The following is a 20,291-nucleotide window of genomic DNA, read 5'->3' as shown; positions in this document are numbered from 1 at the left end:
TAAATTTATGATAACCAAAGAATTTAAACAACGGGTTATAGAGGCGGTAAAAACCAACCGCCAGAACTACAACAGCGACACCAAACACGCCAAAGCCTTAGGTACAAGTGCAAGCCAATATTCAAGAGCTTTTAACAAAGGCGAATTAGATAAAGTATTGGACGATTCCAAATGGATAAACATTGCAAGGAGATTGGGGGTGCAATTAAAAGAGGATATTCCTTGGGTAACGGTAAAAACGGAAACCTATGAGTATGTGTATAGCCAATTAAAGGCTTGCCAAACAAGAAGTATATCCGCCATTCTTTGTGATATTGCAGGTATTGGTAAAACACACACGGCGAAGCAATATGTGAAGGAAAATCGAAACGCAGTCTATATTGATTGTTCGCAGGTAAAATCTAGGCAAAAATTGATTAGAAAAATCGCCCAAGAATTTGGGATAACCCACACAGGGCGTTACGCGGATGTGTATGAGGACTTGGTATTTTATCTTAAACAGCTAGACTGTCCTATTATAATTTTAGACGAAGCAGGAGACTTAGATTACACAGCATTTTTAGAACTAAAAGCTCTATGGAATGCCACCGAATATGCTTGCGGTTGGTATATGATGGGAGCTGATGGATTGCGAGAGAAAATCAACCGCCAAAAGAACCTTAACAAAGTAGGCTATACCGAAATATTCGACAGATATGGAAATGACTTCAAAAAGGTAAGTCCAGAGGGTAAAGAAGCATTAGAAGATTTTTACCTAAAACAAATTGCACAGGTGTCCCAAGCCAATCAATCAAACCTTACCCCAAAACAAATGTACGCCAAAACAAAGGGCAGTTTGAGAAAGGTCAGAATTGAAATTGAAAAACAAAGATTATTAAGCAATGGCTAAGAGCGAATTAGAAATACCAAGATATTATACTCACAACGATATTGAAAATGCAAAATTCAATGAGTTAGAGTTTACGGGTGAATGGTTACGGCATTTAGGAATTCCCGAGCGTGCAAGTAGTATTTTGATATACGGAGCTTCGGGACACGGTAAAACTTCCTATGCACTGCAATTTATGAAGTATTTATGCGGCTTTGGAAAAGTATTTTACAACACCGTTGAAGAAGGCATGAAAGCGAGTTTTAAACGCTCACTACGCCTAAATAATCTAAAACTGGTAAGTAGTAAATATGTTTTTCAAAGTGAGCAATATGACGATATGGTAAAACGGTTAGACCGCAAGCGACAGCCTAAGATAGTGTTTGTGGATAGCGTGCAGTACTGCTTTCGTGGTAAGAAGGACAAGGACTATTTCAACCTAGTAGAAAAGTTCCCGACTACCCTTTTTGTTTTCATTTCACAAATGAGTAAAGGAATGCCAAAAGGAGCCGTTGCCGATGCTATTATGTGGGATTCACAAGCGGTAATAAAGGTAGAGGATTTTAAGGCGTATGTAGAAAAAAGTCGATGCGGTGGCGATGAGTTGACGCCTTATATCATCAACCAACAAAAAGCAGAAGAACGGGAAATAAAACTATTAAAAAAAGGATAACATGAACAAAATACTAAATATTCTGGCTTTCGATACTCTTTACGGAGGTCTTAATTGGGGAGACAGATTGATACTCCACTGCTATCTATCTGGCAGAGGACAAGATTTTCCACCCACGGAAAGAATACTGGAAGTTGGAGCCTGCATCCACAGGAACAAATGGCAAGCTCCCGCAATGAAATATATGAAGGACGATGTTGTCCTTTATGTAGAAGACTTAGAAAATGAGCAATGGCTACCGATAGACAAGTATATAGAAAAATATCCAAACCCATTATTAGAAAATGAAGACCTTTAATAATTTCCAATTTGAGTTTAGGAAATATCAGCAGAAGCAAGACGCTAAAATGGCTTTAAGAAAAGCCAAAGAGCTAGAAGAACAACGCAAAAAACAGAACAAATGCAAGAAAGTATAGGAAATGAGTTTTTTCCTCCGACGGAGGAGGAACTCAACGAAATCATCGCCGAGCTTAAACGCAGGCTCGAAGATGAAAGCTACGAGGAAGAGTGGGTGAAAATCCATGAGGAGTTAATGTATAGAGAAAAACAATTAAAAGAAATAATTATTAAAAATAACGCGATATGAATTTAACAAATGAACAAAAACTTGAAATTGTAAAAAATGATATTAGAGAGGTCATCAGAATAACGAAAAAGTCAAAAGAATTAGAGGCGGAATATGAACAATTAGAGGCGGAAGCCAATTTTTTCAAAAGCAAAATAAAAGCCATTATGGATAGCGTGAAGGACGATTTTCTAAACTTCATCCACGCAGATAAAGAGTACCATGATTTGGTAAAAGAAATGGCTATCGAAACTGGAATGTTTAATGACTAAAAATAAATAATACAAATGAACCTATCAAACCTAACAGCGGAGGAACTCCAAGCGGAGCTAGACCGCAGAAACCAAGAAAAATCGGAAGACAGACGAGCCTACAAAGAGTTAGTAAACCAAGAACTCGTCCAAATAATAGAACCTTTGAGAGTAGCGGAAAAGCATCTTAGGGAAGTGAAACTATATGTGTTTGAAAGTCTAAAAAACCTATTAGACCTCAAATCTAAGGCTTACGATGTGAAAAGCACACAGCAGAGCCATACTTTCAGCGATGACAAGGGGAACACCATTACTTACGGCTTTAGGATAATTGACGGTTGGGACGATACTGTTACCGCTGGAATAGACAAAGTAAGGGAGTTTATTTCCTCTCTTGCAAAAGACGAAGCCACAGGAAAGCTCGTTCACGCTGTGAATCAACTATTAAAAAAAGATGCGAAAGGCAATCTAAAAGCATCAAGGGTTTTAGAACTTACTAAACTGGCAGAAGAATTTAATGACCCGAATTTTACCGATGCGGTAAATATCATCAGACAATCATACAAGCCACAACGCTCGGCGTTTTTTATAGATGCCAGCTATACAGATAAGCAAGGCAAAAAGGTGAATATCCCGCTGTCTATTTCGGCAGTGGACTTCCCCGAGGGGACAAACACAGAGGATTTATTTCCCGTACACGAAAATTATAATAAACAGTAAAATCAAATAAAAAAACAATGAATACAAAAGGAAATAAAATGACATCGTATGATGCTAACGAGCAAAACCCATTTACAAAGCAAGTAAGAAGACAAGTGTCAGACTTGATAGATGACTTGGAGATATTAAGAGGTGCTGGAAAAAATAAAAATATAGCCCCCGCAAGCAGCGAAAAACAACGCCTTATTTCTATCGCTCAAACCAAATTGGAGGAGGCATGTATGTTTGCTGTAAAAGCAATTTATGCAGAATAAAAACCACTTTCCGCACTGGCAGGCTTCGGGGTTCAAGCCCCCGAGCGGAACAAAAAAGAAAGTATGGCGAAAAAAATAACAAAAAAAGCTATCAACATCATGAAGATTGATGTTGTGAGCGAAAAATTAGAAATCTTGGAAAACAGACTAATGATGAGAATGACGAGAGGAAACAAAGCCTCTATGTTTTTTCATATAAAAAACTTAAAGGAAAATTTAGAAGAATTAAAAAGAGGGTTATAACTATGCTAAACATTTTACTTGGAATAATCTCCACCGTGTTTCTTTTCAGAGCAATGGCTAATAGGGAAAAATTAGACCGCTGTTATAGAATGGATATAAATATTGAACAAGAGGAATTTTTAGAAATTTTAAACACGATAGTGGCAATTATTTTTGGATTAGCCGCCTTCATAGATTGGAATTATTATTTGAACCAATAAAAAATACTATGGCAACAATAAAGAAACTACAAACTCTTTTCTCCAAAAAAGGATTCAACACGGACGAAAGGCACGAGGTCATCTACAACTTTACCAATGGCAGAACCCAAAGCAGTAGAGAGCTGTCTACTCGGGAATTGGAAGACCTCTGCAATGCATTAGAGGGTATCAAAAAGAGCAAAACCAAGCTGATAAGCACCTGCCTCTCCATTTTGGAAGCAGAGGGCATCCACCGCCCTAATGAACCTATTTTAGAGTTTACAGAAAAAGGAGCAAAGCCCAATCCTTTTGGGCATCTCAATAAATGGATGTTGGAAAGGAGTATTTACAAAAAACCGCTTGCGTTCCACTCCGTATCAGAGCTGGAGGTGCTTCTTCGCCAACTGCATAAGCTGGCAGAAAACAACAAAAAATCTGCTAAAAAATTCGGTAACAAAGCCTATTGGAATAAGGCTGACAAACTTAAAAATTTGAATTAAGATGACAAGAATATATATTGTAGTAGTATTTTTTCTAATGCTATCTTACGCTTGGGGAAATGTAACAAGGACAGAATTGTTGCTATCATTCATTTTAATACAACAGAGCTGTTTTTTTTGGGAGTTTAAAAAAACAAAATCGAACAAATGAAAATCCAAATAAAAATAGAGCAGGAAACGCTCCAACTGCTCAATAGACTAATGGGAGATTATGGTTTGTTGGCTAAATCTTTGCCGAAAAGTAAAACGGGACAATCTATAATGATAGAGCTTCGAGATATTCTGTTCAAAAAAGGTATTTCTTCTTTCGCCAATGACACAAAAAAAGCATCTAAAATAACAATGAGATACCACACCGTTGAGTGCCTTTATTTGTGGATAAAATATACACAAGAGAGTGCCCAAATTGGAGCCTATGAAAATAACAAGTTGGAAATTTTAAAAAATCAAATCCACCCCTCAATAATTCAATAATATGAGAGAATATATCGCTTTACACAAGAAAAGTTCCCGAAAAATTTATTTTAAGTACAGCTTTTTAGGTGTTTTAGAAGAACTAAAACTGTACGGCGAAAAATACACGGAGGAACAAGTGAAATGGGTATTACAAAGTACAAGAATGCCATTTACAGAATCTCAAATGTTGTTTTTATGCTCTAATAAAAAGTTAGATTTCGACTATATGCCAATGCCTACAGATTTGAGTTTTGAGGTTTTCTGGAACCTCTACGGCTACAAAAAAGGCAAAATAGCTACTACCCAAAAAGCGTGGAATGCCTTGTCCGATGCAGACAAAATAGAAGTTCTGCTCTATATACCTAAGTTCAAAGAAACGAAAAAGATAGATAAAACGGCTATGCCGTACCCTTCAACCTTCCTCAACCAAAAATACTGGTTGGCAGATAAAATTTAATCTTATGATAAGAACGATATTTAAACAGCCAAACCTTATAAATATACAAGTAGATACTCATGTGCCTCAGTCCGACATTTTAATATTTCTAATGATAAGAGGCTACGAAATAAAACCGTATGTCTATAGAGAACCTGCCGAAAAGGGCTTTTTGATAGACGAACCACCTTTTGAGTGGCATACTTTTACCGCCACCCGAAACGGCGAGGAACAAGGCAAAGATAACCTCTTTTTAAATGTTTTTGAAAAAGAATTGAAAATAGTTTTAAAAGAATTTATGAGTTTTTAACCCAACCGCTTGGAACTTCCGAGCGGTTTTTTTTATTTTTGGGCTTAATTTAATCGTTATGAGAAAAGTATTATTAGTATGCACACTATTTATTTTGGCGTCTTGCTCAAGCCCCCTATCAAAAAAATTTAATCCAGATAACTTTGGTGCTGATTTTTCTGAAATACAAAAAAAAGTTGGCAAGGATGATGCCGATATGTTGAAAAGTTATATATTGTCGCATAGTATTGTAGGTAGGGATATTGAAATAAATGGACTTACTTATCAACAAATATTGGATAAAGCGAAGGCTGAGAAAAAAGAAAAAGAAGAAGCTATTGCCACATTTAATAATAAAAGATTCACTAATTTGGATAACTTTTTAGATGATTTACAAGCCATAGTAGATAAAAAATGTATAGCTATTACAAATGAGGAGGTAGGATGTTTGGGGGCTTTTTGTGGTTGGAAAGAAAAAGAAGGAGTTATCAAAAATTACACTTATAAAAAAATAATGGACGAAGCCCCAGGTTTTTGTTCAGAAAATGGATTCTAGAAAAAAAACGCCAGTTTGTTTGGCGTTTTTTTTTGGTTTAATTTTGCGATATGTCCTTGAGTTCTCAACATATCGGTAGAAAAAGAAACCTTCTAAAAAGGTATAAAGCGGTTATGGAAGAGTTCAATAAACACGATTGTCGTTACATACCTATTACCGTTATTCATCGCGAGTTTATTTACCCCAAATTCCACATCAGCAGGGATACGCTTTATCGCATTCTAAATACACCCATAGAGGAGGAACTGGAAAAAATCAACCAACAACAGCCTACCCTTTTTGGTTAGACATTGTGCAGCTCTACTGTATAGACTACTTTATACTCCTGCACTCCATCATCTCTTTGCATACGCCCAAATGATGTGCGGAGCATTTTAGTTGCATTTTCTACGGGAGCATAGCCGTGTAGTTTTTGATGCACCTTTTCTACCCAATCAAAAATCTCCCAAGCATTATTTTTTTGCCCATTTGGAGCATTAAAACTGGTATTGCTTAATTTCATATTAGCCAAGGTTATTTCTATGTTTAAGATGCCGTTTTGGCGGTCTTTGGGCTTCTTGCTTAGGTCTTTTCCTAAGTTGCTGAACTGCCCTCCTTGTATGTCTATCAAACAGCAGGGCCATTGCACAGGCATATTAGGGCTGTAATAATCTATCTGCCCCCAATCCTCATCTATGTATTTGAGTTCTGTTACTTCCGATAAGCGGTTCTGTATGGCTTGTAATAAATTTTTCATAACTATTTTTTAAAGGGTTTAATTTCTAATTCTTTCAAGTTGTGGTTAATGATTTCTTTTATCATTCTATCCACTTCGGGGTGGTGTCCAATAAATTGGCGTTTTTCAATTTTTATTTTTGAGCCTACTTTTTTAAGAGCGAGAGCTTTCCATTGTTCTGCTTCTATACTCAGCCGTTTGGCTTTTTGTCCTTTGCCTTTTGCTCCTCCCGATGCTTTGTAGTGCATCGCCCAAAAAAAGCGTTTCATTTTTTCGGTTACGGTAATTTCTCCGCCATTATTCATTATTTCCGCATACGGCATAGGACTGCTAAATTTTATCCCTGTGGTGCTCAGTTCCGAACGAATAGAACGCCTTAACTTTCCAGTACGCATCATCACAGAACCACGCCTATTGTGTAATTTAGGCTGTGGCCATTTTTCATTAAAAAAGTCCTTTCGTTCAAAGTTTCGGTCAAACTCTTCGGTTAGTTTTACCTTAATATCGGTGAGGGTATTTTTTAAAAATTCTTCGGGTTTCATTTATGCAACTTTATTAATTTTAATTTTATTTCGTATCTTTGTGTCGTAAACTATGTTTTTATGACACTTGAAGAATATTATAAAGCAAAAGATAAATTGAAAGCTCCTAATGGGTTAGATAGTTTTGATAGAGCAAAATGGTACACTAAAGAAATTAAAGGTCTTCAAAAAGAATTATCCCCCGAAGATTTAGATATTGTTCTTACGCGTGAACAACATTGGGAGGATAAAGTGGCCTCTTCCCATAATTAAATTTGTTTCATTTTTATTAGGTAATTTCCTTCTCCCTTATCAATAAAGTCAAAAACTTTAAATTTTTGTCCTGCTTTGAATAGTACCTCTTTTTCATAACTAAACTTAGAAAGTTTTTCGATAATGGCGGCATCTTTGGTTTCTATCTCAAAATAAACGTTTCCATTAAATTTCCCTTTATCATCGTAAGAGGTAGACATAAATGACTTCTCAATGTGGAGTTCTCCAGTTTCAAAAGCTTTTTTATATACTTCTACATCTTTCTGTTCTAAATTAGCACCTCTAAAAACTCTTCCTCTAAACCTATCGGGTATTTCGTCCAATGCTTTATTAATTGTTCGGGTTATTGCCTTGAAATAGGCTTTTGTAACACCTTCACTCTCGTCAAAATTTATCTTTAGCCCCCTATTAAACTGATTGATTTGTTTGTAATAATGGTCTGAATACATTCGTACAGAAGTTTTCTTTTCTATATCCATTAATGGATAGGGTTCTGTTATTTTTTCATTATTTTTTGCTTTTTTAAGCTCATGAATAAAATCAGTATTTTTATTTAATATTTTATAATCCTGCCCGCTAAATAATTTTTCAGTTTGTTTCTTTACCTTATCCGCTCCCACCACTTTATTGTAAGTATTATTCGGCGGAAACATCTTTTTTTGTTGTCCCGGGTTAAAGCGGAACATTGCCAACTTGTTTTTGCCGCTTTTACCTATTTGAGAGGTTGCATATTGTCCAAGCTCCTGTGCTTTTTTACTATCTGACAGCGTTTTCTCTCTTGCCAATACTTCCACGGCTACACAACGGCAACGCCAACCATTTGGTGGGTAGTATTCTGTCCAAAAGGCATCTGTTTTAGGCAAGCAAATACCATTCAGCTGTTGGTGGCTTGCCCTTACCCGTTCGTCGCCTGCGGTTCGGTATTCGAGCCAATAACGACCGGTATCTTCTTGTAAGTTTGCCCAATTGGCAGCACTCATAGAACTATGAGCGGCAAATTCATATTCTGCCTCTAAATAATGCTGATTATACTGCTTATTTAGTTTTAAAACCTTTTGTTCAAAATCGTGATAGGGTCGCAAATCACCCTTTTCATCTTTCAAATACGAGCGAGCCTCTGCCAATTGGGTGTGGGTTTTTAAGCCCGAAAAGATAAAAGCATCTTGCTCCAAATACGCCCGCATTTCTTCGGGGGTTTCCTGTGGTATTTGTGAGCTGAATAGTTCCGCTGTTTTATTGATTAAGCCTTTATACTCGGTTATTTTAGCCAAATCTTCAGGGTTGTACCCTTGTTGTTCATAGAGTTTTTTAAATGCCTTTTCAGCGAGGTTTAAAACCTGTTTAAACTTGGTTATTTTTCCTCTGTTATTCGTTAAATTTAGGCGTGTGTTTGCCTCTCTGCAACTTGGACAGTCGCAGGGTTGGTATTGCTCACTCAAACTATGATGTAGGGCTGAAAAATAGAGACTTTGTTTACTTTCAGCCCTTAGTCGAAAAAATCCAAAGAAAGCGTTTGAGCATTGGCAGGTGTTTTAGTTCCTGTTACTTCAATGCCAAATTTTTGCTTAATCCATTCATCATCCACTTCTTTGTACGGCAATATTTCTTTAGTTCGTGTCCACAGATCGCCTATGTCATCCACTTGGTCGTATTCTAAGTACAAGCCGTCTTCGGGAAGTATGCCAATGGCATACAATGCGGGCAATACTTTGGCGTTCATCATCTGTTCCACTAATGTTTGGTCGGCGTTCACGAGTTCCTGCAACATATCTTGCGACACCTTTTCTTTGCCTTGCGTTCCAAACTTGGTATCTTGCCCAACGATAGCCCCCGAAAACAACATAGAAATATTATCACGGCAAAGGTTGATTAAGCCGTTATATACCTCTCCGCTGGCAGGTTGTCCTGTGTTTGCAAATTCAAAGTTTTCAGTTTCATCAATGATAAACCACGCTGCTGCCCCCATATCAATCAACATTCTTTCTGCCCTACGAAGTGCCGCAGGGTCTTGGGTGTTCGTTTTCATTACCCTTGGCGGTATGCCATATATTTCGCATAGTTCTGACCAACAAGACTGGGCAAATCGTGAGAAAAGAATGTGCGGTATGGCTTTGTTAATCAATCCCAATTCTCCCACATTTCCAAAATCCAATAACCAAGTACCGTATTCGTGAGCGTTGATGTAGTCAATGCCTTTATCGTCCGAATAGTCCTTTAAGATAATGCCTTTTTGTGGTATCACATTTTGGCGGGGTACAAGGTGGATAATAGGATTTGGTATTTGACCCGGTGCGATGGTTTCATTTTCTTTTCGGTCTAATTCTATCAAGGTATAGCCGAAAAACTGCGAATCTAAAATATGACTGATGATGTCGCTAAACCACGCTGATTTTTGCAGCTGTCTTGTAAGTTCCTCGTGTACTTCTCCGTTAGGTTTCTTAATAGAAAAATTAGCCGAAATACTCTTTAACTTTCGGTTGTTAATTTGCGAGGTAGCGTGTGCGTCCAACATCATATCCGCTACTAAATTATAGTATGGAAAATACTTTGGATTTTCGGGGTTCTGTGCTAAGGCTAAAGCATTTTTCCACACCATTACATCGGAGCGAGTGCGTGCCATTGCTTTAGGTACAATATTGCGTGTTGCCTTGATCGTATTGGTCTTTGCGTTTTTTCTATTCTTTGCCATATTCTCCTTGTATTTGAATGCCCTGTGGGCTTAGAGTTAGTTTTTCAATGTTAAAGCCGTCTGCCTCCAATTGAATGCGTATGTGCCGGTCAAGCATACGGGTAATACTTCCATTTTGGGCCTTTTGAATGTCGCACCCTGTCAGTGGCGAGTTTTTCCATTCGCCTTGTTTGCTAATAAGTAAGTGTTCTATATGTCGTTCGTCGGAATCGGCAACCATAAAATCGCCGTTTTTTATTTCCAAGTCGTAGTCGTCCGTTAGTTTGATGTCTCTCATATTTTTTGGGGGTTATGCCTCGTGGTTGAATTTTGGGCGTGAGCCATAAATAAATGGTTGCACTGTATTCTCATCTTCGTTGTCGGCATCGTCCTTTAGGATTGGTAAATCAGATAGATTTACTTCCCCTTTGGCTAATTGTTTGAGCCACATAACGGCACGGTCGTAGCGTTCTTTGGCTTGTTCGTAGAGAATATCCACATTACACAAATCAATGATGTACCACTTAGCGATGGCGATGCCGTGGCTTACCAATAAAGCGTTGCGTTCGTCTCCTGTTTTGGAGAGAATAGCCTCTACATCATAGCGAAGCCTACCGTCCAAGTATTCCTTTTTATGGTTGCCCTGCAGGTAACTTTTGAGTTCTATTTCTGCCGAGGCTAAGGCTTGCAACACAATACCATCATCACCCTCTGTGATTTGCTCTATTTGATAGTTGTAGATGTTATTTTTTAGGTCTTCTTTTTGTAAAAACATATTTTTATATTTAATTGCCTGCGGAGGCTCTCCGCTTAATAATGGTTATTTACTCTTGCTCCAAATTTATAAGTGCCTTTAGCCCTTCTATTCCGTCTTGTGAGCCATTGAAAAGCACCATGCACGGCATCGGGTCCGTCGTCGTGGGCTTGGCTTCCTTTTTCAAAAGCCAAAAGTTGGTCAATCAGCGTTTGCATATCGGGCGTTTTTTGCTCCGAATTAAAAAACACACATTTGCGTTCAAAGTGTCCCGAAAGGCTTTCGATGCGGTCGTATTTGTCCGTTTTACTTCGTTTGTCCGCCACTACCGGAATGTAGTAGCCCCGTTTGTCGCCCTCAATATCGAAATCCGAAACAAACTCGTCCATAGCAAACAATCCCTCAATCATATAGCGGATGTTGAACTTGTCTAAGTTGTAGGCTTCGTATTGGTCGTAGAGCCATTTGGCACAATGCGCACGGCTTTTTTGTTGCATATACACCAGTAATATATGGTATTCTTTGCCTTTCACTCCTACCAGTATCAACGCCTTGTAATCGGCGTTTTGCTTGTAGGAAAGGTCGCCATAAAAGCATAGACTGTCATACTCTTTAAGAGGCAAGGCTTTTTTGTATTGAATGTCCTCAAACTTGAATATCGCTCCATCTTCAATGTGCGTGTGCATATATTCACGCATAAAGGAGCGGTAGGGTGTTTTTTTGAATTTGTTTTTCCAATAGTCGGCACTGGTTTTCTCGGGCCACTCGGGGGTAAAGTCTTGCAGGTTCTTAACCGCCTTTACACTGAGGACTTCAAAATGAGTATCGTGCAAGTCTTCCAGCCCTTCCTCTTCTTTATCTTGCTGAATGACCTGTGTAAAATAGGTTTTCAGGCGGTTGGTAATACTATTCTTGTGAAAGTTGTTATTAGCAAATACAAAGCGTTCTGTGCTTCCCTCGGAACTGTCAAAGCACCCCCAAACATCTTCGGTAATATAGTCCACATTTTCACGCATGATGCGGTCATTATGGATGCTTTTTTTGCTGTCCACATCGTCCACAACGATGTAATCCGGTCTTTCGGATTGTTCCCTCGCACCCCTTGGGTTCTGCCCAAATCCCAAAGACATAAACCGAACGCCATCGGAAGTGGCAAAGTCACCATCTGCCCAATTACCTAAACTGAATTTTTCGCCGTAATCGTTTTTGATACGGTTGTTAAACTGAAGTTGTGCTTGAATGCCCGAAAGTAATTTTTTGGCTTTGGGTTCGGTTTCTCCGACCAGTAGCATAAATTTAAGGTCGTTTTTCGCTAAGTATAGATACAACGGAATGCCCATATCAATATGTACAGACTTTCCAGCCGAGCGATACATCTCCGCCAATAATCGAAGGCGTTTTTTGTCGGTTATGATTTTTGCTAACTTCTTATGGAACCACGCCGATTTCTTTTTGGCGTAGTTGGGAAAATAGTATTCAAACCAAGCGATGTAGTCTTTTTCCAGTCGCTTAATTCTATCGTTTTTTTCTTTGGCAGTTTCGTGGATATTCACGGAAGTTGCCAAAGCAATGCGCTGGCAATGCTTATCGTAGTCCTGTAATAAGCGTAAATACTTCTTGTTATCCATTATTGCTCTAAACTAATGCGATGTTGTAAAAACTGCTTGTGAAAGGTGGTACACTCTTTAGCAAAATCGGGGTCTATTTCCGAAATGAAATTATCCAAGTCTTTGAGTATTTTATGCACCACAATAGGGTCAGCCCGTTTTTCCAGTCGGTCTATAGCTGCCATAATTTTATTGACGGCATCAGCGTTGAATTTGGGTTTACCTCCTTCGGTCAGGTTAAGGGCCTCTTGTTGGAGGCGTTGTTTGATGACGGTAGGCGAAGCGTGAAAATCTAGTCTCTGTGCTTCCCAATCGTCTTGCCTTGCCCAATTCCCAACGGTTTTCTCCGTTACTTTGAAGTGTTCTGCCACCTCCTTCAATGTGGCTTCAATGTTTTCAATATAAAACTCGGCAGCTTTGAGCCTTGTTTGTGTCTTAGCCATTTTTTATGGGCAAAATTTGCCGAAATTATTCCTATTTGAAAGAAAAAGTACGAGGATTATACACTTGTGTTTGAGCTTCACACAACCCTGCTTAAACATCTGACAACTCTTTTTTTTTCAGTGAAATACGCTCCAATTTTGCCTCAGAAAAAGGACGAAAAATGCCAAGATTCATACTTAACGACGAAAACAAACAAAATTCCTACGGATTCAAAATAAGAACTTCGGGTATTTCGCTGGAGAGGTTTTCTACGAACCCTGTAATGCTGGACGGGCATAATCCGTCGAACCTTTCTGTAATAGGACAATGGAAGGATTTTAAGACAGCGGACGGAAAACTCTCCGCCGATACCCATTTTGATAGTGAGGACCCACACGCTAAGGCGATTGAGGGTAAGGTAGAGCGAGGAATGATAAAAGGAGCCAGTATGGGAATATCTTTTAATAAAAAGGATTTTTCCTATGAAAACGGCGAGCTTGTTCTTGAAAAGTGCGAGTTGCACGAAGCTTCCATTGTGGCCATACCAAGCAACGCCAACGCCCTACGACTCTACGCCGAGGGTGGCGAATTGATGAATGATAGCGATGTAAAAGCCCTGTGTTTGTCTATTGCCCAAAATTCAGCAGAATTTAAACCAAAAAATATGAACAAAATCAAACTATCACAATTGGCGTTTATCGCCCTAGGCTTTGCTCAAACAACTATCGAGGCAAGCGAAACAGAAATTAATCAAGCTATTTTGGGCTTGCAAAAACAAAAAGAAGAGGCAGAGCAAAAGCTCCAACTCTCAGAAGAAAAGCTGAACGCTTATATCCAAAAAGAAAAAGAGCAAAAAGCCCAAGCCGTTACGGACTTAGTTGAGCTTTCTATCCAACAGGGTAAAATTACTGCAGATAAAAAGCAGTCGTTTATTGACTTAGCAACTCAAAACTTTGAGCTGGCAAAGTCTACATTAGACGCTATTCCTGCTAAAAGAAATTTTAGTACGGGGGTGCAATCGCCAAGCGGAACATCTGCTGTAACCAATATGGAAGAGTTCCAAAAGTTGAGCTTATCGGAGCAGTTGGCGTTCAAAGAAGCGAATCCAGAAGGCTACCAAGCTATTTTAAAATCAATTTAAGCGGATAGCCTACGCAGGCGATTTATCAATAAGTACAAGTAAAACATTTAAAATAATAGAAATTATGCCTAAAAATTTTCCAGAAATATGGGAGGGTCGTGTAAGACAGACCTTAGAGCAAGGAGCAGAAGCTGACTTCTTGGACGGCGTTGCCGAGTTAGACGGCGAGGTTACCCAAATGGGTGAAAAGAACTTAATTCACATCCCAACTTCACAGTTCAATCCTGATGTATTAATCAACAATAATACCTATCCGTTGTTAGTGCAAGAATACGATGACAACGAGGTGGTGATTAGTTTGGACAAATACCAAACCAAACCGACCAAATTAACTGATGACCAAATCATCGGGGCAAGCTACGAGCGTATAGACGCGGTTACCAAATCGCACACGAATGCAATCGGTGTGAAAAAGGTAAAGAAAGCACTTCACTCATTAGCACCTATGCAAGCCGATGCAACTAAGGGCAATATTGTCTTAGAAATAGCCAATGCTTCTGTAGGTTGTACTTACGAGGACTTGGTGGCTTTGAAAGACAAATGCGACGAGGCAGGGTGGCCAGAAGAAGGTAGAAGATTGGTGTTGTGCAATAAACACTGGAACGCCCTTTTAAAAGACCGAAAAAACTTCGGAGACCAGCTCGTGAATTACAAGTCTGGGCAGGTGTCTCCTGTGATTGTAGGTTTTGAGATTAAGAAGTATGTGGCTTCTCCTCACTACAACGCTAGCGGAGAGAAAAAGGCCTTTGGAGAAGTACCTGGAGGAGGCGACAAGCCTGCATCCGTTTGTTTTGTATTGGAAAACACGGCTAAGAAAACAGGTTTAACCAAGCAATATTTTAGAGAGGCAGAGAGTGATCCAGAAAATCAATCTAACAGATTGAGTTATAGACACTACTTTATTGCTACGCCGGTAGAGGATAAATGGAGAGCCGCTTTAATATAAATAACCAAAACCTTAGGCTTTTGGTATAAGAAGCCTAAGGTTTTTTAAAACACTACAATTATGCAACAAATTTTCAAAGATAATCCAGGGCTGGATGTTTGCTACAAAACATCGGACAATAAATATTTTTTCACACCTAACGATGCCCATAATTACGCTTCCAATCTAAAAGATAAGAACGTGGAAAAATTGGTTCGACCTATCGCTTTAGACGATGTAAAAAAAGAAGACGCGCCAAAGGAAAAGGTAAACACTTCTGACACCGAGAAAAAAGAAGATACGGCGAATGAAAACGCGGGCACTTCTGAAGCTGATAAAAAAGAAGACGCACCAAAGGAAAAGGTAAACACCTCTGACGTCGAGAAAAAAGAAGATTCGGCGAATGAAAACGCGGGCGCTTCTGAAACTGAGAAAAAAGAAGACACAGAAAACAAAAAAGTAAAAACCCCTAAAACTAAGAAATAATGAACGGCGTTAGGTTTATAAGAGAAAACGGAGGCTTGGGCAGAACCTTGCCGGGCGAAGACCATATTTCCGGTTTAATCGTCTATGGGGAGACTGCTGTGGAAAAACGGTTAATTATTTCCGTGGACGAGTTGGCAGATGCGGGCATTACACCCACTAATAATCCTGTGTTGCACTATCATATTTCTGAATTTTTCCGGATAAATGAGGGGGCGAAACTCTATGTGCAAGCGGTGGCCACTTCTGACGGGAACTTTACGGAAGCGAAAGTATTGCAAAATTTTGCACAGGGTAAAATTCGCCAAATGGCTATTTGTGATTATAAAACGGCGATGTCCGGACTTCAAAATGCCCTTAGCAAGTTGAATGCCATTGCTGTGGACTTGGGTAATAGAATTACGCCTTTGAGCTTTTTGTATTCGTTCAAGGTGGAAAGTGCCAATATGACGGAACTTCCTAACCTGCACACGATGAATTGTGAAAGGGTGAGTGTGGTCATTGGTCAAGATGGTGCAGGCAGAGGGAGCTATATTCACGCTACTAAGCCGTCAATTTCGTGCATCGGTGCAGTATTGGGTGCGGTTTCAAAAGCAAAAGTACATGAGTCCATTGCTTGGGTAGAAAAACAGAATTTGGTCAGTATGGCTTATGACAAAGCATTGACAGGGGGCGAACTGAAAGCCTTAGAACTAGATGTTCCTGCCTTTTGCGATGGTTCTAAAAATGGAAATTATACGCCCCAACAGTTGGAAGCTCTCCACGAAAAGGGCTATATATTCTTAACACAGTATCCGGGGCACGCAGGCACTTATGTGAATGATAGTTTCACGGCAACGGCGAAAGACAGTGATTACGCCTATATTGAAAACAATAGAGCCGTTGATAAAGCTATTAGAGAAGTCAACCGTGTGTTAGTTCCAAAAGTATCAGGACCTGCTTATATCGACCCCGATACGGGTATGTTAGAGCCTTCGGGTGTAGTAGCCTTAGAAGCCTTATGCGATGAGCCGTTGGACGAAATGTTACGAAACGGAGAAATCAGCGGTTACAAGGTTAAAATCAACCCTAACCAACGAGTTTTACAAAACTCAAAATTGGAATTGGTTATTAAAATAGTTCCTGTTGGGGCTATGCGACAAATCGAAGTTAAAATAGGATTAACCCTTCAAATCAATTAAAATATGGCAGTAGAATTAGAACCTTTAATTAACGGTAGAGAATACGGCTGGGCGGATATTGCCGTTAATATTGGCGGTGTGCCGGTAACGGGTATTCGTGCGATAAAATATGAGGAGGAACAAGAGAAAGAGAATATTTACGGAGCAGGAAGACACCCCGTGTCAAGAGGCTACGGAAGAGTAAAAGCTACCGGTTCGGTAACCTTGTTGGCAAGTACCGTGATGGCGTTGAAAGCCAAAGCTCCCAAAGGACAGTTGCATCGTTTACCACCATTTCTCATAACGGTAAATTATCAGCCCGACAATCAGCCTTTGGTAACTCATATTTTGAAAAATTGTGAGTTCAAAAAAACAGCTTTTGATTGGAAAGAAGGCGACATGAGCAAAGAGGTGGAACTGGAATTATTAATGTCCCACATTGTAGATAAATCAAAAGGGTAATTTTTTAAGAATAATTAAAAACAGAAAAAAATGCAAGACGAAAGAATTTGCGGACTAACCGCTACGGAGATAGAACAACTGAAAGAAGAGCACGGAGCTTTGGTATTGGTAGAAGTAACCTATGCAGGTAAAAAACAGCAAGTAATTTTCAAAGAACCGACTTTTAAACAATTGGAAGCTCTAACGGCAATTAGTAAGAGTAATGAGATGAAAGCAGTGCAATCTGCTTATGCGAACTACATTGTAAAAGCCGACGAAGAAATACAAAGTAGGGATATGCTCAAAGCGAAAGCTATTGAGGCACTTATGGCGAGAATGCAAAAAACCACCGCCGAGGCAAAAAACTTATAAGCTCGCTACAAAGCGAGCAGTCGGAACGGGAACAATGGAAGGGCGATGCGCTCATACGCTCAAACTTCCATATAGACCCCGAAAAGTTGCAGGTAAGTGAGTGGAATAAACTCTATGCTCAAGCCTACTGGTTAGAAGAATGGCGGTTGAAAAACCAAGCGGAAATGTTTAAGGCGTTGTTTGGAGGTTAGTTATCAGAGCATCGATTAGCAAATGTAATGAGAGCATAAAAAGCCCAAAAGCTTGAAACTATAAGAAATAGAATAGGATTAACAAAGGATACCAATAAGCTGATAACAAAACAATAACCTAACAGAGATAATTTGTAACCTTTCATAATCATTTTTTACAAAAATACAAAAATGTCATCAAATGCAGTAACATATCAGATAAATTTTTCCACTAATGGGGAGCCTGTATTTGCTCAAATAAATACAGGACTTGGTGAGGTAAATAAATCTGCGGAAAAAACACAAAAAGTTTTCGGTGATTGTTACAAGGCTTTGTTATCTGTTAATTTAGCTGCTGATGGTATTAGTGTACTGAAGCAAGGCTTCGATAGTCTTATTCAGCCAGGAGCCACACTCAATTCTCAAATGGCGGAACTTTCGGCTATTACAGGGGTAACAGGACAAGGCTTGAAAGAAATTGAACAGGCAGCACGATTAACTTCCAAAACTTTTGGAACGGATGCCAGTGCGAATGTAGAGTCTTATAAATTGGTGCTTTCCCAGCTTGACCCTGAAATTGCCAAGAACAGCGAGGCAATGAAAATGATGGGGGATAATATCAATATCCTTTCCAAGCAAATGGGTGGGGATACGGTAGCGGCTACTAATGTACTGACCACCTCAATGAACCAATTTGGCGTAAGCACCGAAGACCCCATACGGGCCGCCAAAGTCATGGCAGACATGATGAATGTGATGTCTTCGGCGGCACAAGCAGGTTCTGCGGAGTTGCCACAAATACAGTCGGCACTGGAGCAGGTGGGTATGGTAGCGAAAACCACGGGTTTGAGTTTTGAAGAAACTAACGCCCAAATCCAAATTTTGGACAAGGCGGGAAAGAAAGGAAGCGAGGGTGGTGTGGCGTTGCGAAATGTTTTAACAACCTTATCCGAGGGGCGTTTTACTTCCAAATTAGCAGCGGAGGGCTTGGAAGCGGCAGGTATTTCAGTTGATTATTTAGCAAATAATAGCATATCCTTAACCGATAGATTACGAACTTTACGTAAAATACAAGGCGACACCGCCCTAATGACTAAGGTTTTTGGTAAAGAGAATATGGCAGCTGCTATTGCAATGATTAACGGTGCCGATGAAGCGGATAAACTAACCCAGCAAATTACAGGTACCAACTCCGCGGTAGAGCAAGCTAACACCATTATGGGGAGCTATACCGAAAAAATGGCAAGAACCAAAGCTTGGGTTGATGATTTGAAAATTAGTTTTTTCAATTTAATTGAACCTTTTGCGCCCACTATTCAAGGTTTCTTTAGTATGTTTAATATGGCTGGAGAATTGTCGCGCTCTTACATAGCCTTAAAATCTACTCTTGAAGCCTTTTTACCAAAGCTATTTATTAAGAAAGGGGCAACGGATAGTGATACTATTTCTACTCAAATAAACACTGCCGCAACGAACCAAAATACCCGTGCAAAAAACCGATTGGGAATTAAATCAATTTTTGCCGCACTTAAACTAAGAGCGATTAATGCTCAAATGACCATAGGCGCGGTATTAGCAAGAATACAGGCAAGCGGTATTCGTTCAGTGGCTGTAGCTTTTGGGCAGGCTACTTTAGGAGCAACCGCCTTTCAAATCGCTTTAGATGCGTTGGGGATAGGGCTTATTCTGTTGGCTATTGCTGGGCTGATTGCTTTATTCAAACACCTATGGGAGAACTCTCGAAAATTTCATGAAATACTCGGCTATATCGGTGGGGCGGCTAAAGCGATATTCCATAACATAGGTGTATACGCCAAGCGTGTGTGGGATATGATAATAAAACCCATTGCCATGGCCTACTATAATGTGTATAAATGGGTGTTCCTAACCATTTGGGAAGTCATTAAAAATGTTTTCAACTGGGTAAAGAGTATTGTATTAGGCACGTGGAATAATGTTATTAAGCCCGTAGCTCTTTGGATTTTGAATTTGTATAAAACTGTTTTTATGGCAATATGGAATACTGTTAAATGGGTATTTTCTACGATTAAAAACTTTGCTTTAGGGGTTTGGAATTGGATAAAACAGCTTTTTGGAGGTTTTGGACAGTGGCTGAATGAAACTATTATAGAGCCGGTAAGGTCTGCCTTTTCAAAAATATGGGATTGGATTGTAGGTTTATTTGACGGAATGAAGAATAAGCTGTCGGGAATACTTACGCCTATTAAAAAATTTTGGAATAAGTTATTTTCTTCGGAGGGAACGATTAATGTACATGAGACTGGAAAAGCAAATTCAAAAGAGGCTGGAGAACGATTTGACAGAGAACAAAAAGCAAAAAAAGGAGACCAACCACAAGAGGTCAAACTCGTAGAAGACCCCAAGTTTGATGTAAAAGGAGGTATTCCCAAAACCCCAACTATTGGCGGTTCTGCCGTAAAAGCAACCCAAAAAGGCTCTGGAGTGGGAAGAGGCAACGGTTCTGACAGTGGCAACAAAGTACGCAACTTAAGCATCGGTAAGATGATGGACAATTTCAATGTGTATATGAACGCTAGCAATGGTATTGACAAGCACCAATTACTACAAGCGGTAAGAGAAGTGTTATTAACGGCATCGGCAGACTTTGCAGGTGCAACAGATTAAAG

At 39.4% G+C, this 20,291-nt stretch carries 32 protein-coding genes; 24 read left to right on the top strand and 8 right to left on the bottom strand.

All coding sequences use genetic code 11. The annotated features are described in order from the left end of the window. Nucleotides 1-7 precede the first annotated feature (7 nt). The 16 genes from VIX88_RS09875 to VIX88_RS09800 all read left to right on the top strand — a co-directional run bounded on the left by VIX88_RS09875 (nt 8) and on the right by VIX88_RS09800 (nt 6,277). Nucleotides 8-889 (top strand): ATP-binding protein, encoded by an 882-nt coding sequence (locus tag VIX88_RS09875; protein WP_064970205.1) that lies wholly within the window; start codon nt 8-10, stop codon nt 887-889. Beyond that, nucleotides 882-1,541 carry an AAA family ATPase gene (locus VIX88_RS09870; RefSeq protein ID WP_064970206.1) on the top strand — a complete coding sequence of 220 codons (660 nt, stop codon included), beginning with the start codon at nt 882-884 and terminating at the stop codon, nt 1,539-1,541. The genes VIX88_RS09875 and VIX88_RS09870 overlap by 8 nt, the downstream gene beginning before the upstream one ends. 1 nt (nt 1,542) lies before the next feature. After that, nucleotides 1,543-1,839: a hypothetical protein gene (locus tag VIX88_RS09865; RefSeq protein ID WP_064970207.1), complete on the top strand. Its 297-nt coding sequence runs from the start codon at nt 1,543-1,545 to the stop codon at nt 1,837-1,839. Beyond that, a complete protein-coding gene (locus VIX88_RS09860; RefSeq protein ID WP_255887025.1) occupies nt 1,826-1,957 on the top strand; it encodes a hypothetical protein in 132 nt (43 codons plus the stop codon). The genes VIX88_RS09865 and VIX88_RS09860 overlap by 14 nt, the downstream gene beginning before the upstream one ends. Further along, nucleotides 1,942-2,127, top strand: a complete 186-nt coding sequence (locus tag VIX88_RS09855) for a hypothetical protein (RefSeq protein ID WP_064970208.1) — start codon at nt 1,942-1,944, stop codon at nt 2,125-2,127. Before VIX88_RS09860 ends, VIX88_RS09855 begins: the two co-directional genes overlap by 16 nt. Beyond that, nucleotides 2,124-2,378, top strand: a complete 255-nt coding sequence (locus tag VIX88_RS09850; protein WP_064970209.1) for a hypothetical protein — start codon at nt 2,124-2,126, stop codon at nt 2,376-2,378. Before VIX88_RS09855 ends, VIX88_RS09850 begins: the two co-directional genes overlap by 4 nt. A 15-nt stretch (nt 2,379-2,393) precedes the next feature. Then, nucleotides 2,394-3,077 carry a DUF3164 family protein gene (locus VIX88_RS09845; protein ID WP_064970210.1) on the top strand — a complete coding sequence of 228 codons (684 nt, stop codon included), beginning with the start codon at nt 2,394-2,396 and terminating at the stop codon, nt 3,075-3,077. Nucleotides 3,078-3,094: 17 nt separating this feature from the next. Then, nucleotides 3,095-3,331 carry a DUF7681 family protein gene (locus tag VIX88_RS09840; protein WP_049589171.1) on the top strand — a complete coding sequence of 79 codons (237 nt, stop codon included), beginning with the start codon at nt 3,095-3,097 and terminating at the stop codon, nt 3,329-3,331. 63 nt (nt 3,332-3,394) lie between these two features. Further along, the gene (locus VIX88_RS09835; protein WP_064970211.1) at nt 3,395-3,574 is read left to right on the top strand and encodes a hypothetical protein; all 180 of its coding nucleotides are present in this window, start codon (nt 3,395-3,397) and stop codon (nt 3,572-3,574) included. A 2-nt stretch (nt 3,575-3,576) separates the two neighbouring features. Beyond that, nucleotides 3,577-3,774 carry a hypothetical protein gene (locus tag VIX88_RS09830; RefSeq protein ID WP_064970212.1) on the top strand — a complete coding sequence of 66 codons (198 nt, stop codon included), beginning with the start codon at nt 3,577-3,579 and terminating at the stop codon, nt 3,772-3,774. Nucleotides 3,775-3,782: 8 nt separating this feature from the next. Beyond that, nucleotides 3,783-4,253 carry a hypothetical protein gene (locus VIX88_RS09825; RefSeq protein ID WP_064970239.1) on the top strand — a complete coding sequence of 157 codons (471 nt, stop codon included), beginning with the start codon at nt 3,783-3,785 and terminating at the stop codon, nt 4,251-4,253. A 147-nt stretch (nt 4,254-4,400) separates the two neighbouring features. Further along, nucleotides 4,401-4,727: a hypothetical protein gene (locus VIX88_RS09820; RefSeq protein ID WP_064970213.1), complete on the top strand. Its 327-nt coding sequence runs from the start codon at nt 4,401-4,403 to the stop codon at nt 4,725-4,727. Nucleotide 4,728: 1 nt separating this feature from the next. Next, the gene (locus VIX88_RS09815; protein WP_064970214.1) at nt 4,729-5,166 is read left to right on the top strand and encodes a hypothetical protein; all 438 of its coding nucleotides are present in this window, start codon (nt 4,729-4,731) and stop codon (nt 5,164-5,166) included. 4 nt (nt 5,167-5,170) lie between these two features. Continuing rightward, nucleotides 5,171-5,455, top strand: a complete 285-nt coding sequence (locus VIX88_RS09810; RefSeq protein WP_064970215.1) for a hypothetical protein — start codon at nt 5,171-5,173, stop codon at nt 5,453-5,455. Nucleotides 5,456-5,513: 58 nt separating this feature from the next. Then, nucleotides 5,514-5,990, top strand: a complete 477-nt coding sequence (locus VIX88_RS09805; protein WP_064970216.1) for a hypothetical protein — start codon at nt 5,514-5,516, stop codon at nt 5,988-5,990. A 50-nt stretch (nt 5,991-6,040) separates the two neighbouring features. Beyond that, complete coding sequence (locus VIX88_RS09800) at nt 6,041-6,277, top strand: hypothetical protein (RefSeq protein ID WP_064970217.1); 237 nt, start codon at nt 6,041-6,043, stop codon at nt 6,275-6,277. On the opposite strand, the gene VIX88_RS09795 is transcribed toward VIX88_RS09800, so the two are convergent. Continuing rightward, complete coding sequence (locus tag VIX88_RS09795; RefSeq protein ID WP_064970218.1) at nt 6,274-6,726, bottom strand: hypothetical protein; 453 nt, start codon at nt 6,724-6,726, stop codon at nt 6,274-6,276. The genes VIX88_RS09800 and VIX88_RS09795 overlap by 4 nt on opposite strands. A 2-nt stretch (nt 6,727-6,728) precedes the next feature. Continuing rightward, nucleotides 6,729-7,247, bottom strand: coding sequence for a hypothetical protein (locus VIX88_RS09790; RefSeq protein ID WP_064970219.1), 519 nt, complete (start codon nt 7,245-7,247; stop codon nt 6,729-6,731). A gap of 60 nt (nt 7,248-7,307) precedes the next feature. Here VIX88_RS09790 and VIX88_RS09785 point away from each other — a divergent pair, with 60 nt between their 5' ends. Next, nucleotides 7,308-7,499, top strand: coding sequence for a hypothetical protein (locus tag VIX88_RS09785; RefSeq protein WP_064970220.1), 192 nt, complete (start codon nt 7,308-7,310; stop codon nt 7,497-7,499). On the opposite strand, the gene VIX88_RS09780 is transcribed toward VIX88_RS09785, so the two are convergent. The 6 genes from VIX88_RS09780 to VIX88_RS09755 form a co-directional block, all read right to left on the bottom strand. After that, the gene (locus VIX88_RS09780) at nt 7,496-8,770 is read right to left on the bottom strand and encodes a phage minor head protein (RefSeq protein WP_127919935.1); all 1,275 of its coding nucleotides are present in this window, start codon (nt 8,768-8,770) and stop codon (nt 7,496-7,498) included. The genes VIX88_RS09785 and VIX88_RS09780 overlap by 4 nt on opposite strands. A gap of 215 nt (nt 8,771-8,985) precedes the next feature. Further along, nucleotides 8,986-10,119 (bottom strand): phage portal protein family protein, encoded by a 1,134-nt coding sequence (locus tag VIX88_RS09775; protein ID WP_237190288.1) that lies wholly within the window; start codon nt 10,117-10,119, stop codon nt 8,986-8,988. A gap of 55 nt (nt 10,120-10,174) precedes the next feature. Beyond that, nucleotides 10,175-10,408, bottom strand: a complete 234-nt coding sequence (locus tag VIX88_RS09770; RefSeq protein WP_237190287.1) for a hypothetical protein — start codon at nt 10,406-10,408, stop codon at nt 10,175-10,177. 69 nt (nt 10,409-10,477) lie between these two features. Beyond that, on the bottom strand, nt 10,478-10,942 hold the full coding sequence (locus VIX88_RS09765; RefSeq protein ID WP_064970224.1) for a phage protein Gp36 family protein: 465 nt from the start codon (nt 10,940-10,942) through the stop codon (nt 10,478-10,480). Nucleotides 10,943-10,977: 35 nt separating this feature from the next. Next, nucleotides 10,978-12,486: a phage terminase large subunit gene (gene terL / locus VIX88_RS09760; RefSeq protein WP_237190285.1), complete on the bottom strand. Its 1,509-nt coding sequence runs from the start codon at nt 12,484-12,486 to the stop codon at nt 10,978-10,980. 62 nt (nt 12,487-12,548) lie between these two features. After that, nucleotides 12,549-12,971 (bottom strand): phage terminase small subunit-related protein, encoded by a 423-nt coding sequence (locus tag VIX88_RS09755; protein WP_064970226.1) that lies wholly within the window; start codon nt 12,969-12,971, stop codon nt 12,549-12,551. A 161-nt stretch (nt 12,972-13,132) separates the two neighbouring features. Between VIX88_RS09755 and VIX88_RS09750 the strand changes: the two genes are divergently transcribed. The 7 genes from VIX88_RS09750 to VIX88_RS09720 all read left to right on the top strand — a co-directional run bounded on the left by VIX88_RS09750 (nt 13,133) and on the right by VIX88_RS09720 (nt 20,289). Beyond that, entirely contained in the window at nt 13,133-14,092 is a 960-nt protein-coding gene (locus VIX88_RS09750) for an HK97 family phage prohead protease (protein WP_064970227.1), read from the top strand. Nucleotides 14,093-14,156: 64 nt separating this feature from the next. Next, a complete protein-coding gene (locus tag VIX88_RS09745) occupies nt 14,157-15,038 on the top strand; it encodes a hypothetical protein (protein ID WP_064970228.1) in 882 nt (293 codons plus the stop codon). Between the two features lie 60 nt (nt 15,039-15,098). Further along, entirely contained in the window at nt 15,099-15,503 is a 405-nt protein-coding gene (locus tag VIX88_RS09740; protein WP_064970229.1) for a hypothetical protein, read from the top strand. Beyond that, entirely contained in the window at nt 15,503-16,681 is a 1,179-nt protein-coding gene (locus tag VIX88_RS09735; RefSeq protein WP_064970230.1) for a DUF2586 family protein, read from the top strand. The genes VIX88_RS09740 and VIX88_RS09735 overlap by 1 nt, the downstream gene beginning before the upstream one ends. Before the next feature lie 3 nt (nt 16,682-16,684). After that, entirely contained in the window at nt 16,685-17,122 is a 438-nt protein-coding gene (locus VIX88_RS09730; RefSeq protein ID WP_064970231.1) for a hypothetical protein, read from the top strand. Nucleotides 17,123-17,152: 30 nt separating this feature from the next. Next, a complete protein-coding gene (locus VIX88_RS09725) occupies nt 17,153-17,473 on the top strand; it encodes a hypothetical protein (RefSeq protein ID WP_064970232.1) in 321 nt (106 codons plus the stop codon). A 362-nt stretch (nt 17,474-17,835) separates the two neighbouring features. Next, a complete protein-coding gene (locus VIX88_RS09720; protein ID WP_214193841.1) occupies nt 17,836-20,289 on the top strand; it encodes a phage tail tape measure protein in 2,454 nt (817 codons plus the stop codon). Nucleotides 20,290-20,291 lie beyond the last annotated feature (2 nt).

The organism is Riemerella anatipestifer, assembly GCF_035666175.1.
Classification (GTDB): domain Bacteria; phylum Bacteroidota; class Bacteroidia; order Flavobacteriales; family Weeksellaceae; genus Riemerella; species Riemerella anatipestifer_D.
The sequence above is the reverse complement of the archived record's forward strand: the minus strand, read 5'-3'. Positions and strand labels throughout refer to the sequence as shown.

Excerpts from the sequence above, each read along its gene's own strand:
- VIX88_RS09745 (WP_064970228.1), top strand. The coding sequence starts at position 14,157 with ATGCCTAAAAATTTTCCAGAAATATGGGAGGGTCGTGTAAGACAGACC.
- VIX88_RS09785 (WP_064970220.1), top strand. The coding sequence starts at position 7,308 with ATGACACTTGAAGAATATTATAAAGCAAAAGATAAATTGAAAGCTCCT.
- VIX88_RS09840 (WP_049589171.1), top strand. The coding sequence starts at position 3,095 with ATGAATACAAAAGGAAATAAAATGACATCGTATGATGCTAACGAGCAA.
- VIX88_RS09770 (WP_237190287.1), bottom strand. The coding sequence starts at position 10,408 with ATGGTTGCCGATTCCGACGAACGACATATAGAACACTTACTTATTAGC.
- VIX88_RS09810 (WP_064970215.1), top strand. The coding sequence starts at position 5,171 with ATGATAAGAACGATATTTAAACAGCCAAACCTTATAAATATACAAGTA.
- VIX88_RS09755 (WP_064970226.1), bottom strand. The coding sequence starts at position 12,971 with ATGGCTAAGACACAAACAAGGCTCAAAGCTGCCGAGTTTTATATTGAA.
- VIX88_RS09720 (WP_214193841.1), top strand. The coding sequence starts at position 17,836 with ATGTCATCAAATGCAGTAACATATCAGATAAATTTTTCCACTAATGGG.
- VIX88_RS09865 (WP_064970207.1), top strand. The coding sequence starts at position 1,543 with ATGAACAAAATACTAAATATTCTGGCTTTCGATACTCTTTACGGAGGT.
- VIX88_RS09845 (WP_064970210.1), top strand. The coding sequence starts at position 2,394 with ATGAACCTATCAAACCTAACAGCGGAGGAACTCCAAGCGGAGCTAGAC.
- VIX88_RS09850 (WP_064970209.1), top strand. The coding sequence starts at position 2,124 with ATGAATTTAACAAATGAACAAAAACTTGAAATTGTAAAAAATGATATT.
- VIX88_RS09815 (WP_064970214.1), top strand. The coding sequence starts at position 4,729 with ATGAGAGAATATATCGCTTTACACAAGAAAAGTTCCCGAAAAATTTAT.
- VIX88_RS09735 (WP_064970230.1), top strand. The coding sequence starts at position 15,503 with ATGAACGGCGTTAGGTTTATAAGAGAAAACGGAGGCTTGGGCAGAACC.
- VIX88_RS09765 (WP_064970224.1), bottom strand. The coding sequence starts at position 10,942 with ATGTTTTTACAAAAAGAAGACCTAAAAAATAACATCTACAACTATCAA.
- VIX88_RS09870 (WP_064970206.1), top strand. The coding sequence starts at position 882 with ATGGCTAAGAGCGAATTAGAAATACCAAGATATTATACTCACAACGAT.
- VIX88_RS09775 (WP_237190288.1), bottom strand. The coding sequence starts at position 10,119 with ATGGCACGCACTCGCTCCGATGTAATGGTGTGGAAAAATGCTTTAGCC.
- VIX88_RS09820 (WP_064970213.1), top strand. The coding sequence starts at position 4,401 with ATGAAAATCCAAATAAAAATAGAGCAGGAAACGCTCCAACTGCTCAAT.
- VIX88_RS09800 (WP_064970217.1), top strand. The coding sequence starts at position 6,041 with ATGTCCTTGAGTTCTCAACATATCGGTAGAAAAAGAAACCTTCTAAAA.
- VIX88_RS09740 (WP_064970229.1), top strand. The coding sequence starts at position 15,099 with ATGCAACAAATTTTCAAAGATAATCCAGGGCTGGATGTTTGCTACAAA.
- VIX88_RS09855 (WP_064970208.1), top strand. The coding sequence starts at position 1,942 with ATGCAAGAAAGTATAGGAAATGAGTTTTTTCCTCCGACGGAGGAGGAA.
- VIX88_RS09830 (WP_064970212.1), top strand. The coding sequence starts at position 3,577 with ATGCTAAACATTTTACTTGGAATAATCTCCACCGTGTTTCTTTTCAGA.
- VIX88_RS09750 (WP_064970227.1), top strand. The coding sequence starts at position 13,133 with ATGCCAAGATTCATACTTAACGACGAAAACAAACAAAATTCCTACGGA.
- VIX88_RS09875 (WP_064970205.1), top strand. The coding sequence starts at position 8 with ATGATAACCAAAGAATTTAAACAACGGGTTATAGAGGCGGTAAAAACC.
- VIX88_RS09825 (WP_064970239.1), top strand. The coding sequence starts at position 3,783 with ATGGCAACAATAAAGAAACTACAAACTCTTTTCTCCAAAAAAGGATTC.
- VIX88_RS09790 (WP_064970219.1), bottom strand. The coding sequence starts at position 7,247 with ATGAAACCCGAAGAATTTTTAAAAAATACCCTCACCGATATTAAGGTA.
- VIX88_RS09795 (WP_064970218.1), bottom strand. The coding sequence starts at position 6,726 with ATGAAAAATTTATTACAAGCCATACAGAACCGCTTATCGGAAGTAACA.
- VIX88_RS09730 (WP_064970231.1), top strand. The coding sequence starts at position 16,685 with ATGGCAGTAGAATTAGAACCTTTAATTAACGGTAGAGAATACGGCTGG.
- VIX88_RS09725 (WP_064970232.1), top strand. The coding sequence starts at position 17,153 with ATGCAAGACGAAAGAATTTGCGGACTAACCGCTACGGAGATAGAACAA.
- VIX88_RS09835 (WP_064970211.1), top strand. The coding sequence starts at position 3,395 with ATGGCGAAAAAAATAACAAAAAAAGCTATCAACATCATGAAGATTGAT.
- VIX88_RS09860 (WP_255887025.1), top strand. The coding sequence starts at position 1,826 with ATGAAGACCTTTAATAATTTCCAATTTGAGTTTAGGAAATATCAGCAG.
- VIX88_RS09805 (WP_064970216.1), top strand. The coding sequence starts at position 5,514 with ATGAGAAAAGTATTATTAGTATGCACACTATTTATTTTGGCGTCTTGC.